Genomic DNA, 12,795 nt, shown 5'->3' with positions numbered 1-12,795 from the left:
AGAATTATAAATAATTTATTTCTTTATAAGTTTAACTGTTTTCTGGAATCCTCCTTCAGCTTCAATATTTAAAACTAAAACCCGTGATCCTTCCAACTGTTGTGTGAAATTAAGATCCAATACTTTATTGGTTCCATTGAACTTCTTCGTGTAAACGATTTTCCCGTCCATGCTGTAAGCTGTTACAGAAATATCTTTCAATCCTTTTGCAGAATTAATTTTAACGATTCCTGAAGTTGGATTTGGTGCTACCGTTATTGTATTTTCTGCAGTTTTGGTATCAATAGTTCCTAAAGTTCCTTCAGTTCCAAGGTTATTTTTAAGGGCAATAACGATCGTTGCTGATTTTCCTTTATAATCAATCGTATTTCCTGTTGCATCTACGTCTGTAGAGATTGTTGAATCCGGGTGCTGAATAGAGAAGAAACCGAATTTATGATCTGGCGTGAACGTAAGACCTGTAGGCTCTGAACCAGCCGGCATAGAAGCAAATAATCTTACTTTCGGGTTGGCCTGTGTGTGATCCGGAGCAATGACCCAGATATAGTTTTTACCTCCATCCTGAAGTACCCAAAGGTTTCCAAGTTCATCGAAAGTAAGGTTGTCGTTTCCATCTCCCCAGGCTTCAGACTTCATTCCCTGAGCCGTATTGAAAGAATATACAGAAGAACCTCCACCTACAAATGTTTCTACCTGAGAAGTTGTAGTTCCGTTATCCTGTAAACGGTATACTCTATCTAATCCTTTTGCTGTAAAATAGATTTTTCCATCCAGCGGACTGATATCAACATCTTCTACTCCATTGAATTTTGTTCCGCCTAATGACAGGGCGTTGGTGTTGGTATTATTCTGGTCAACTTTAGTTTTGTTAGGAACCTGAATCCATGTTCCTGTAGTTCCTGCCGGATCTCCTGCTGCCGTTAGTCCCTGATCGAGTTTCAACACATAAAGATTTCCTGACGAAAGATCATTTGGAGTATCCATTACGTATTTGTATACCATGTGAGTTCCACCATCTTCTCCATAATACGCTATAGTTCCTGCATTATTGATCACTACGTTTTCATGGTTCATGATTCCCATCTGCCAAAGTTTTCCTTTGGAACCGTCAGTATTTTTAGAAATAACCTGTGCTGTTGCAGGATCAATTTCTACTAACCAACCGTAATCTTTGTATCCATCATTGTTAACGTCATTGGAAGTCACAGACTCTTCTGCTGTTACCACGGTTCCCCATGGTGTAATTCCTCCGGAACAGTTTCTGATGGTTTGTACCAAACTTGGATCTGAGAAACTTACCGCTCTTGATTTTGTCAACTGCCAAAGTTTTGAAGTTGCGTTATAGTTAATTTCTGCCATGGTAACTCCTCCGGGATTCGTTTCATGGTTTACAGAAAGATATCCGTTGGTACTGCTTCCTGTTTTTGGAACATAAGCGGTAAAGTCATTCTGACCTCCCACTAATCCTCCGCCTTCAGTATAGCTGTCTCCTTCTTTTAAAATAAGCTGGTATTTGTGTTCAGCGGGAATAATTAACTTATCAGTCTGTGCTGTAGGAACAATAGAAGTAAAGCAGCTGATATGCGTTCCGTTACAAGCAACAGGAATGGTTGTATTAGATGTAGTTTTCAGGTAAGCATCAATTCTTAAATCTGAACTGGTTGTGCTTCTGTTATGCAATTCTATTGAAAGTCTGTTAACACCGTTTACAAATTTTGATTTCGGAATAGTGAACAGGTTGTAAACACTTTCTGCCGCTCCATCAATAGTTGTAGATGAAAAGGTATTGAATGTAACAGCACCTGCAGGCATATTGTCTCTTACGACTTCCTCTCCGTTTAGGTAGACGATAATACCGTCATCTCTCATTATTCCCAGCTCCATAGTATCGGAAAGCGTAGAAAGATCTACTGTAAAATCTTTAGCAAAATAAGCTGTAGTAAGCCCTGAGTTGATGGTAGTCGTTACCGGATCTCCGTATCCTAAAGGACCGTTTCCTACTGCCCATGTTGAAATATCATAGGTTTGGGCATTCCAACCGGCCGGTTGTGCCTGGTTGTTATCTTTGTAGCTCCACGACGCATTCTTATTGAATATCAAGGTCTGCGCCTGAAGACCAGAACTGGCAAGTATAGCCAAGGCTCCCACTGTAAGTAGTTTTTTCTTCATTTTATATTTGATTTATTAGACCTTGCAAAATTATTTTTTTAGCGCTTTCTCTCTGTTAATAGGATTTTAAATCTAAATCACTGAATATTAACTTATCAAAAACCTAATGTTAAGGGGATTAATTTTGTGTTAAATGACGCAGGGAAGGTAGGGTTTGAGTATGGGAGAGTTTTAGGGTTGAAGTTTCTGAGTACAAGTGGCGAGGGGCTAGATTCGAGATTTGGGATGCGGGATGCGGGATTTCGCGGTGTGGGGTTCAAGTCGATAATTGATAGTTGTGGGATTTGTTTTTTGATGTATTGATGTTTATCGTATTGGTTGATTAATTCTAAAAATACTTTGATCAATAAGATAAAAGAGAAATTTTTATTCGAAAACCTGAGTATTTTAGAAGATAATTTATTTTCAAAACGAGCTTTATTCTTATCTCCTAAAACTTTATATTTGTTATTATGATTGACACAGCCATGCAAAATAAAAAAATACATCAGGGCAGAAATATCAAACGTTTCCGTGAAATACTGGGTATCAAGCAGGAAGCTTTAGCTTTTGAATTAGGTGACGACTGGAATCAGAAGAAAGTCTCTCTTTTGGAACAAAAAGAAATTGTAGAGTCTGATGTTTTGGCACGGGTAGCTCAGATTCTGAAGGTTCCGGCAGAAGCAATTGAGAATTTTGATGAAGAACAAGCGATAAACATTATTTCTAATACAGCCACTTTTGATAATTGTCAACAACCAGCCTTTTTTAATAACCAACCCACTTTCAATCCCCTTGACAAGATGATTGAACTTTATGAGCGTATGCTAAAACAACAGCAGGAAATGATTGATAAGCTGGAAAAGCTGATCCAAAATAAATAAACAGACAGGTTGATCCGATCTGTAAAACTTTAGGCTAGATTCTGAAACAAGCGTAAGTCACATTACACAAGTTCAAAATTTAGCCTATTTTTATTAAAACCATATCATTCCTACCGAATCTCGGTCCTCACAAACCCGTAATCCCGAACCCCGTAACCCGCCTATTTCGCTTTACTCACATCCGTAAGAGCATTCAGAAAGGCAATGATCTGTTTTATTTCTGTTTCGGTGAGGTTTAATTTATCTGGGGCGAGGGTTTGGTTTTTCATTTTCAATCCTAATCCTTCTCCTCCGCCTTCGTTATAAAAATCCAGTACTTCTTCCAAGGTATTGAAAGCTCCGTTATGGAAATAAGGTTTCGTAAGTGCACTATTTCTTACCGTTACCGTTTTGAATGAATAATCATAAATCCATGATTTTTCCTTTTTCACCGGGCTGTTTCCTCTTCCCAGATCCTGATCAAGCTCTACAGGAAGCTGTTTGATCGGTCTGGTGGGTATTCCCAGCACTTCAGATTCATTTTCATTAAAAAATGGTGGGACTAATCCAGAAAAGGTGGGCGCAAAATGACAGGTTGCACAATTGGCTTTCCCCATAAACATGTTGAATCCTTTTTTCACATCATCAGAAATATTCTTTTCGTTCCTCATAAAACGATCAAAATCGCTGTCAAATGAATACAATGAAGCAACATAAGAGCTTAGTGCTTTTGAAAAATTTTCTTTGCTGATCTTCCCATCTTTAAATGCATTTCGGAACGCTTTCTTATATTCTGGTTTTGTTTTTAGTTTCTGAATAATACTTTCATAGCTTGTATTGAATTCCTGTTCATTATAAATAACGTGCTCTGCCTGCTGTTCCAGATAAAAAGCCCGAAGATCATAGAAAAACCTCTTGGCAAAAACCGCATTATATAAAGATGGAGAGTTTCTCAATACAGTTTTCCCTTCTACATTGCTTTGTGATTTTGTTTTAAGGTCTGTAAAAGCATTTTCCTGAAGGTGGCAGGTTGCACAGCTCATTTTACCATTGCCACTTAAGTTTTGGTCATAGAAAATGGATTTTCCAAGGCTGCGAAGTTCCGGTTTATCTTCCGAGGACTTCAATAAGGTATAAAAATACGGATCTAAAAAATCACTGCTGAAAAAATTCTTACTTCCAACATTCCAGCCGGAAAATTCTTTAAGATCATCAGGCCTTCCGTCCCATTTTCCCAATTCTTCATACAAAGGCTGCACATATTTTTTATAAAACTCAATCCTGTCAAAGGTTTCGAAATCGGTGTTTTTTGAAAGATAATTAATTGCTTCGGTTAAAATTTGATTGGCTTTCTGACTGTTATAATTTTTAAAATAAGGATCATCATTAATATACTTCTGCATTCCGGAAAGAGCATGGCGTGTCTCCTCAGAAATATTAAGAGATCCTGGGGTATCAAAGCCAGAAACGCCAAGGGAATAAATCCTGATCAGCTCTATGCGTAAAGGCAATGTTTTGTTGTTTCCTTTGCTCAATCCATTTTTTAAAGCACTCAGATAAAATCCGGAATAGCTGTTGTATAAAAAGGTAGTAATGGTTTTGATCTTTTCTTTTTCATTTCCTGCTTCATCTGAAAATATCAGTTCATCCAGCACCTGCAATCCTTCAGGAGGAAGTGTATAGGCTGATGTTCCCGCAGCTTCAATGTGAAACAAAGGCGCTGCGTTAAGGTGGGTTTTGGTAAATTCCGGATAATGGTAAGCAATGTAGAATTCAATTTCTTTGAATGAATTTCTTGTGCTGCTGAGTGATTTCTGTAATTCCTGGAGTGAGATACGATCTTCTGAGAACTTTTCAACATCTGATTTCAGCTGCTCAAGCTTGGTTTTAAAGTCGGACAACCCTTTATTGACAAATGTATTTTCGCTTTCTCTTCCTTTATAAACAGGATTAAAAGACATTACTGCAAATCCTATCAGAAGGACGATTACAAGCAGTGGATAAGATCTCATGAATTTTTAGTGGCAAAAGTATCGATCTGATGTTATGTCAGTTTTAATAACAGATTAAATAATGTTTATATTTCTGATACAATATTTTTCACTAATTTTAAACCCCGAAATCAAATTCATTATTCTAAAGAAACGGTTTTTCGAAATACCGGTAAAATAATGGCGGGAGATTATTGGGAGAGGATTTTTTTAAATTAAATTCAACACATCAAAAAAACTAAATAGGAGTATGAAAACAAAACTATGGTTTGCTGTTGCGGCAAGTTTCCTTTCTGTGACTGCATTTTCCCAAAAGAAGAAGCAACCGGAAAAACAGGAAACAAAGCCACAGGAAATGGCTGTATATGCCGAGAAAAGAGGATCTGATTATTATTTGGTCCGCCTGGAAAAAGATAAAAACATTCCCAATGTCTATGTACATTCCAATGGGGTAACCAAACCTTATAAAAACTATTCTGACCTGAAAGATATTGTTACAGAATTCCCCGGAATGATGACTTCCAACAATTCAACAAAGGAAGAACTGATTTCTATTCTTAAAAAAGATGATCACTTCTACGAAATCACTTCACAGAGGAAAGATCCTAAAAACATAGAAAAGACCGTCATTACTGTATATGAGGTAATGAATGGTCAGAAAAGGATTGTAGAAGAATACAATGACATCTACGAGGTAATGGCCTCTCCTTATAAAGAAGCCATTATGATTAACTAAAAAAAATCAAAAAAATATACATATTATGCTAAACAAACTCGCTGCCTCAGAACTTGTTCTGAATGAAGACGGAAGTGTATACCACCTGAATCTTTTACCTGAAGATATTGCTGACAAAATTATCCTTGTGGGCGATCCGGACAGAGTGGCAAAAGTTTCAAAATACTTTGATACCGTAGAAATCAAAAAAAATAAAAGAGAATTCTATACCCATACAGGAACGCTTCGCGGGGAAAGAATTACCGTAATGTCGACAGGTATTGGTACCGAAAACATTGATATCGTGATGAACGAGCTGGATGCTTTGGTGAATATCGATCTTCAGAATAAAGAATTTAAAACCGAGCACAAAGCTCTTGAACTTTTCCGTATGGGAACCTGCGGAAGCGTAAACCCTGATGTACAGGTAGACAATATGCTGGTTACTCAGAATGTTGTTGGTTTGGACGGATTAATGCACTTTTATCAGGATTACAACTTCGAAAATGAGTTTTCGAAAAGTTTCTTAGAAAAATTCCCTTACGAAAAAATTAAGCCGATGCTTTATTTCTCAGACTGGGCGGAAGAAATGGGAGAATACTACAAAGATGCCAAATACCATGGAAACACGGCAACATTCCCGGGATTCTATGCTCCACAAGGAAGACAGCTTCGTTTAAAGGCCGTAGATGATCAGTTCTTAGAAACATTGAACGACCTTGGAATCACCAATTTCGAGATGGAAACTTCTGCAATCTATGCCCTTTCAAAATTATTAGGACACAAAGCTATTACTGTAAATAACGTTATTGCCAACAGAAGACGTGGAGAATTCTCTGCAGATCACCATGCTTCTGAGAAAAACCTTATTGAATGGGTATTGGAAAGAATTATTAAGTAATTATTTATTGATATAATAAAAAACCTCCGGAAACAACTTCCAGAGGTTTTTTTTATAGGTTTTGGCTAAAGCCAATGAAACTGATCTATTTTGAAAACGGGCTAAAGCCCGTTCCTAATTGAACTTTTATTGTTGAGTTTTTAAAGGCCAATAATCAATGATACAAATGCCATGATTACAAATGAAAAGTTTTAGGATCCGGATATTGAAATGTATAATCCAGTTCTGAAACCAACTTTGAAGACATAACCTTCTTTCCTTTCACCTCAAATTCTTCATCATCAGGAATATTTTTCTGTGCATTGATTACCTGGCTTTTTGCCGGATGAATGGGTGCCGTTACATTGTATAGTTTTGACTCAGTATTCTGTTCAATCATTTCGGAGATAATCCCGCTGATATCAATATAATGAATGTGATTTACCGCGTGATCCGGATTACTCACATTGTAATTTTTCAGAAGCCTGTTGTCTCCCATGAGGCCACCAAGCCTTAGAATATTAAGTTGGGGATATTTATTTCTAAGCATTCTTTCACCAGATACTTTTTCCAAAGGCATATCTTCTTCTGTAAATTCTTTCGGTAGATCAGGATAAACACCTGTTGAACTCATCAGAAACATTTGTCCTTTAAAATCCCCGATAAAGGCTAACAAATTCTGAATCCTGTTATACAATGAACTCACACAGCAGCTTTTTTCAGAAACGGGAATGGTAATAATCAAAACATCCATATCTTTAATCTCAGACCATCGGGAATAAGGTTCTGTAAGCTGATAATCCGGAAAAGAAGCTAGTACTGCATGAATTCCTTTGCTGTTAATATCATCTCTTTTCTTATCTGTTGTCGTGGTTGCGGATATACTATACTTTCCGGACAAGGAGGACGCTATTCTTTCTCCCAGCCAGCCATAGCCTATAATTCCTATATTTTTCATATCTCGATAGAAATTTTCATTTTTTAATGATACAAAAGTAACTTATTTGCAGATGTATGATATTTTAATATGAAAAGAAATTTCAATTTAAACCTGTATATATGCATAATAATAAAAAAAGGACTCCCAATCCGGAAGTCCTTCACACCATATCAACTATAATAAAAAATATTATTTAAAATTCATTGATCATCACATAAAAATGTCCGGAATACAAGCTGTTGGCACTTCCTGAAATATTAGTGAGATTAATTGTAATACTGGAAGTGGAAGTCAACCTTGGATTTGAGATTGAAAAAGAGGCATTCCCCTGAAAGTCACCTGCCGGAGAAACCACAACTACAGCTCTTGTAGAGCCAGGCTGGTATTCTGCCGGAACCGGAATATCAATGGTTGTAGATTTTCCCGGTTGTATATTGTTGATAGATATTCCAGGCCAAGCTTCAAAACTCATCTGATTTTTCTGTACACTGCCCTTTTCTCCCAATTTAAATTGTCCACTTACATCCAGTTTCGCGGAGACATTTGGAGCACTTGTTCCAATGCCTACATTAGCATTGCTGTTTCCCAGAATGATCGCATTGGCTTGTGAAGTAGAAGCTCCGTATCCCACTGCTGTTGAGTATTGTCCCAATGCATTAGCTTCTGAGCCTAAAGCAGTTGAGTTCTGACTATTGGTTACGGCATTATATCCCAAAGCCGTTTCACTATTTGTATTCGTTTTTGCATTATATCCCAATGCAATAGACTGAAATCCATCTGCGGAAGAGTTATTTCCTACAGCTACAGATTCATTACTGCCGGTCTGTGCATGAAATCCTATTGCTGTAGATCTGAATCCTGCTGCTGTAGTTTTATTTCCTACTGCTAAAGCTTCATTTCCGGAAACTACTGCTGCACTTCCAATAGAAATTCCCATAAATGCTGAGCTTGCACTTCCCAAAGCAATACCATTCTGCCCGGCGGCCGATCCTATTCCAAGGCTTACTGAATTATCAACCCCCAATCTTCCGGCTGTTAAAGCGTTTACTTTAAAGATCAGATCATCATATGTTTTTGTTCCTAAAGCCAGAGTTGTATTGGCGGCTCCATAATTCCCTACATTCGTTCCTGTAAGATTCCAGTTGGCTCCATCTTCTGTTTTAGTGGTATTTCCGCCGTTTGCTGAAATTTTGTTCCATTTAGATTCAAACCAGTAATAAAATCCAATATCTGTAAGGGTGGAACTTCCATTATTCCATACAATAAGTCCGTCTGCTGGTGAAGGTACCGTGATATTATCCGTTGTCGCAGTCAAAGCAACACTTGGGAGAAGCACTCCTTTATTATTTGCATTTACATGAAGCATTGCTGAAGGTTCTGGACTGGATATTCCTATCCCAACCTGAGCATATATACAACAAGTAAATAGCAGTAAAAGTAAAGTGTATTGTAGTTTATAGTCTTTTGGCATTCCTCTATTTTTAGGAGGTGCAAATATACGAATTTTTAACAAATCACCGGTTTTATTAAAAAAATCATAATTAAAAACACAATATAGTGATTAAAATAAAATTTAATCACAAAGCAATGAAAAACGTTTAATATCAAATACTTACCAAACAAGCATTCATTAAGCTTTTTCAGGTATCGCTTATCTTGCGTTTAAATTTTTTAATTATATAATTGACAATAAACTTCACTAAATTCTGAATAAAAACAAATTACTTTTTCCTGGTAAAGCATTCTTTTATATGGTCATTGACCATTCCTGTAGCCTGCATATGGGCATAAATGACTGTAGATCCAACGAATTTGAACCCTCTTTTTTTAAGTTGTTTGGAAATAAGATCAGAAATCTCTGTTGTGGCAGGGACATCTGATAGTTTTTCAGGATTGTTATCCATTGATTTTCCACCAATGAAACCCCAGATATAGTTGGAAAAGCTTCCAAACTCCTTTTGAACTTCTATAAATTTTTGTGCATTGGTTACCGCTGACAGAATTTTGAGCCTGTTTCTTATAATACCAGGATTATTCATTAATTCCTCAATCTTTTTATCAGAATAGGCAGCCACTTTTTTATAGTCAAAATGATCAAAAGCCTTTCTGAAATTTTCCCTTTTAGACAAAATGGTATACCAGCTCAGGCCCGCCTGAAAGCTTTCCAGAATCAGAAATTCAAATATTGTTTCATCATCGTAAACAGGTCTTCCCCACTCTTCATCATGGTACTTCCTGTAGAGATCGTCTTTTTCACACCAGCCACAGCGAATTTTTTCCATAATTATCATATTTTACAGGTTAAAGTTACTACTGATTTTGAAAGATATAACAAAATATTATGAAAAGTTTAACAGAGACTTCCTGTTTTAGGAATGGTTATTGTTTAATTACCATTACCAAATTAAAATTTATACTATTATGAACAATTCAGAGTACAACAAAGCGGAAAATGCAGTCAATAATGTAGAAAATTCTTTACAGAATGCAACGGACAAAGCCAAATGGAAAATCGATGAATTGGCAGACAAGGCTAAGGATTATATCAATGAGAAGAGGGATAATGATCAGGAAGCCAGCCAAGAAGACTGGCTCGACAGGGTAAAAGCTAATGTATCCGATGCATGGGAAGATATCAAGGATAAAGCAGATGAAGCATGGGAAAAAACCAAAGATGCAGCAGAGGATGTAAAGGCAGAATGGAATAAGAAAACCAATTAGTATTTCAGTCATATAAATATTTTCAATAAAATGGAGTCTTAAATTGATAAGGCTCCATTTTTTATTATGCCATAAGCACAATTATTGTTACATTTGTATTATAATAAACATTAAAAAATTATGTCATACGGTTTACTTAAAGGCAAAAAGGGAATTATTTTTGGAGCCCTTAATGAACAATCTATCGCATGGAAAGTTGCTGAAAGATGCCATGAGGAGGGTGCTGAATTCATTTTATCTAATGCTCCTATTGCTTTGAGAATGGGAGAACTTAATGGTTTAGCAGAAAAAACAGGTTCTGAAGTAATAGGTGCTGATGCTACTTCTATAGAAGATCTTGAAAAACTTTTTGATGCCGCTGTTGCAAAATTTGGAAAAATCGACTTTATCCTTCACTCTATCGGAATGTCTATCAACGTAAGAAAAGGAAAACATTATACAGAAATGAATTACGACTGGTTGGAAAAAGGCTGGGATATTTCCGCTGTTTCTTTCCATAAAGTAATGCGTGTAGCTTGGGAAAAAGACTGTATGAACGAATGGGGAAGCATTTTGGCGCTTACGTATATTGCAGCTCAAAGAACATTCCCGGACTACAATGATATGTCTGATAATAAAGCGTATCTTGAAAGTATCGCAAGAACTTTTGGAAACTACTGGGGAGAAAGAAAAGTACGTGTAAATACCGTTTCTCAGTCTCCAACAATGACTACTGCAGGTAGCGGTGTGAAAGGTTTCGGAGGATTCCTTGGATATGCAGAAGATATGTCTCCACTAGGAAATGCTACCGCTCTTGAATGTGCAGACTACTGTGTAACTTTGTTCTCTGATCTTACTAAAAAAGTAACGATGCAGAACTTATTCCATGATGGAGGTTTCAGCAGTTCAGGAGTAACTCAGAAAGTAATCAGTAAATACGATGCTGAATAATAACGAACTGACACAGTTTCGTTCAAAATAAATAAACCCCATGAAAATTTCATGGGGTTTTTGTTTTTATCATTCTGATCTTCATGATTCACCATAAAACCGGCGGCCTCTTCGAGGCCGCCGGGTCTGTCAAAAATAATATTAATATGTAATATGAAACTATAAAATTACGGTCTGTATAGAGTGTGCAGGAGCATTCAGTTTGGCAGCCTTTCCTTCTATCCATAGATTGGTTTCAATATCATTATCGGAATCGTTCATAATAACGGTTACCAACTGTCCGTTTTCATTCATAAAAGCAGAAGATGTCAGTGCTGCTCTGTTAGAAGAACTTCCGATTCTTTGAGCATTCGGTTTGATATATTTTGAAACGTGGCCTATATAATAGTATTCATAAGTATAGAATACCTCTCCTGTTTTGGTGTCAGCAATAATTGGGGCAAAGCAGAAGTTTCCTTTGTGGTTAGGTCCTCCGGTTTCATCCAGTAGAATATTCCAGTCCGTCCATAAAGCATTTCCTTTATTGAAGTCGTTCAACATGTTTTTGCTATACAGCTCTCCCAAACTTACATCATAAATTTTATCCATATTGAACTGTTCCTTACATCCTTCGGTAAAGGCAAGAAATTTATCTGGAAAGGCTCTGTGCGTTTCTGCTAAATTATCAAAAAGCTGGGTTTTATTGTTCCATGTTTCATACCAGTGATATCCGATACCGCTGGCATATTTTGAAGTTTCAGGATCGCTTAATGTAGTAGTGGCTCTTTGATAGATAAGGTCTCTGTTGTGGTCCCAGATCATTACTTTTTTGTCTTTATATCCGTTTTTCCAAAGCGTTGGCCCAAGATTTTTTTTCAGGAACTCTCCTTCTTCTTCAGCGGTGTAGATGCATGATTCCCAGCTTTGGGTAGCCATTGGCTCATTCTGAACTGTTAATCCCCAGATATTGATACCTCTTTTTTCGTATTCTTTGATGAATTTGATATAATAATCTGCCCACGTCTGGTAATACTGATTTTCCAGTCTTCCGCCTTTATATAAGCTCTGGTTTGATTTCATCCATGCCGGCGGGCTCCATGGAGAGAAATAAAATGTGAAATTATTTCCTATCGCTTTCTGAGCTTCTTTGATCATCGGAATTTTATACTTCTCATCGTGAGCAACGTTAAACGTCTTTAGAGAAGTATCATTATCCTCTACATAGGTATAAGAATCACTGGAGAAGTCACAGGAGTTCATATTGGTACGAACCACAGTATATCCTAATCCGTTTTTTCCAAAATAAGCATCCAGAATTTCCTTCTGCTTGTTCTTTGGCATTTTATAAAAAGTTTCTGCTGATGCATCTGTGATGGCACCGCCAATTCCTATCAGTTTCTGATATTTAAAGTTGGGAGCTACAAAAATACAGGCTTCCGTTTCCTTAGGCTGACCAAATTGTTCAAATTTAACGGCTCCTTTATCCGCCATCTTCTCATTCACTTTCGAATTGGTAAGAATTACTTTAGCTGTTTTTCCTGCATTTTTTTTCCAATAATTCTGAGCATTGACATTAACAGCAACACCTACTACAAAACAACTTACAATTAGTTTTCTCATGATTTTTT

11 protein-coding genes are annotated in these 12,795 nt (G+C 36.9%); 5 read left to right on the top strand and 6 right to left on the bottom strand.

Features of this window, described 5'->3' with window-relative positions; genetic code table 11:
• Nucleotides 1–15: 15 nt before the first annotated feature.
• Nucleotides 16–2,169, bottom strand: coding sequence for an alkaline phosphatase PhoX (locus J2786_RS03600; RefSeq protein WP_047431300.1), 2,154 nt, complete (start codon nucleotides 2,167–2,169; stop codon nucleotides 16–18).
• Between the two features lie 467 nt (nucleotides 2,170–2,636).
• Here J2786_RS03600 and J2786_RS03595 point away from each other — a divergent pair, with 467 nt between their 5' ends.
• Nucleotides 2,637–3,032, top strand: coding sequence for a helix-turn-helix domain-containing protein (locus tag J2786_RS03595; protein ID WP_226798616.1), 396 nt, complete (start codon nucleotides 2,637–2,639; stop codon nucleotides 3,030–3,032).
• A gap of 161 nt (nucleotides 3,033–3,193) precedes the next feature.
• On the opposite strand, the gene J2786_RS03590 is transcribed toward J2786_RS03595, so the two are convergent.
• Nucleotides 3,194–5,023, bottom strand: coding sequence for a cytochrome-c peroxidase (locus J2786_RS03590; RefSeq protein WP_047431305.1), 1,830 nt, complete (start codon nucleotides 5,021–5,023; stop codon nucleotides 3,194–3,196).
• 229 nt (nucleotides 5,024–5,252) lie between these two features.
• Between J2786_RS03590 and J2786_RS03585 the strand changes: the two genes are divergently transcribed.
• Both J2786_RS03585 and J2786_RS03580 read left to right on the top strand, forming a co-directional pair.
• Nucleotides 5,253–5,738 carry a hypothetical protein gene (locus J2786_RS03585; protein WP_047431309.1) on the top strand — a complete coding sequence of 162 codons (486 nt, stop codon included), beginning with the start codon at nucleotides 5,253–5,255 and terminating at the stop codon, nucleotides 5,736–5,738.
• A gap of 25 nt (nucleotides 5,739–5,763) precedes the next feature.
• Nucleotides 5,764–6,618, top strand: a complete 855-nt coding sequence (locus J2786_RS03580; protein WP_047431311.1) for a nucleoside phosphorylase — start codon at nucleotides 5,764–5,766, stop codon at nucleotides 6,616–6,618.
• 175 nt (nucleotides 6,619–6,793) lie between these two features.
• On the opposite strand, the gene J2786_RS03575 is transcribed toward J2786_RS03580, so the two are convergent.
• From J2786_RS03575 to J2786_RS03565, 3 genes are all read right to left on the bottom strand, one after another.
• Entirely contained in the window at nucleotides 6,794–7,555 is a 762-nt protein-coding gene (locus J2786_RS03575) for a Rossmann-fold NAD(P)-binding domain-containing protein (RefSeq protein WP_047431314.1), read from the bottom strand.
• 175 nt (nucleotides 7,556–7,730) lie between these two features.
• Nucleotides 7,731–9,008 carry a phage tail-like protein gene (locus J2786_RS03570; RefSeq protein WP_047431317.1) on the bottom strand — a complete coding sequence of 426 codons (1,278 nt, stop codon included), beginning with the start codon at nucleotides 9,006–9,008 and terminating at the stop codon, nucleotides 7,731–7,733.
• Between the two features lie 250 nt (nucleotides 9,009–9,258).
• Nucleotides 9,259–9,819, bottom strand: a complete 561-nt coding sequence (locus tag J2786_RS03565) for a DNA-3-methyladenine glycosylase I (RefSeq protein ID WP_047431320.1) — start codon at nucleotides 9,817–9,819, stop codon at nucleotides 9,259–9,261.
• A gap of 139 nt (nucleotides 9,820–9,958) precedes the next feature.
• Between J2786_RS03565 and J2786_RS03560 the strand changes: the two genes are divergently transcribed.
• Nucleotides 9,959–10,258 (top strand): hypothetical protein, encoded by a 300-nt coding sequence (locus J2786_RS03560; RefSeq protein WP_047431323.1) that lies wholly within the window; start codon nucleotides 9,959–9,961, stop codon nucleotides 10,256–10,258.
• Between the two features lie 120 nt (nucleotides 10,259–10,378).
• Nucleotides 10,379–11,188, top strand: coding sequence for an enoyl-ACP reductase FabI (locus J2786_RS03555; protein WP_034697597.1), 810 nt, complete (start codon nucleotides 10,379–10,381; stop codon nucleotides 11,186–11,188).
• A 159-nt stretch (nucleotides 11,189–11,347) separates the two neighbouring features.
• On the opposite strand, the gene J2786_RS03550 is transcribed toward J2786_RS03555, so the two are convergent.
• The gene (locus J2786_RS03550; protein ID WP_047431325.1) at nucleotides 11,348–12,787 is read right to left on the bottom strand and encodes a glycoside hydrolase family 30 protein; all 1,440 of its coding nucleotides are present in this window, start codon (nucleotides 12,785–12,787) and stop codon (nucleotides 11,348–11,350) included.
• Nucleotides 12,788–12,795: the final 8 nt, after the last annotated feature.

The sequence above is a fragment of the Chryseobacterium vietnamense genome (genome assembly GCF_031454475.1).
GTDB classification, from domain to species: domain Bacteria; phylum Bacteroidota; class Bacteroidia; order Flavobacteriales; family Weeksellaceae; genus Chryseobacterium; species Chryseobacterium vietnamense.
The sequence above is the reverse complement of the archived record's forward strand: the minus strand, read 5'-3'. Positions and strand labels throughout refer to the sequence as shown.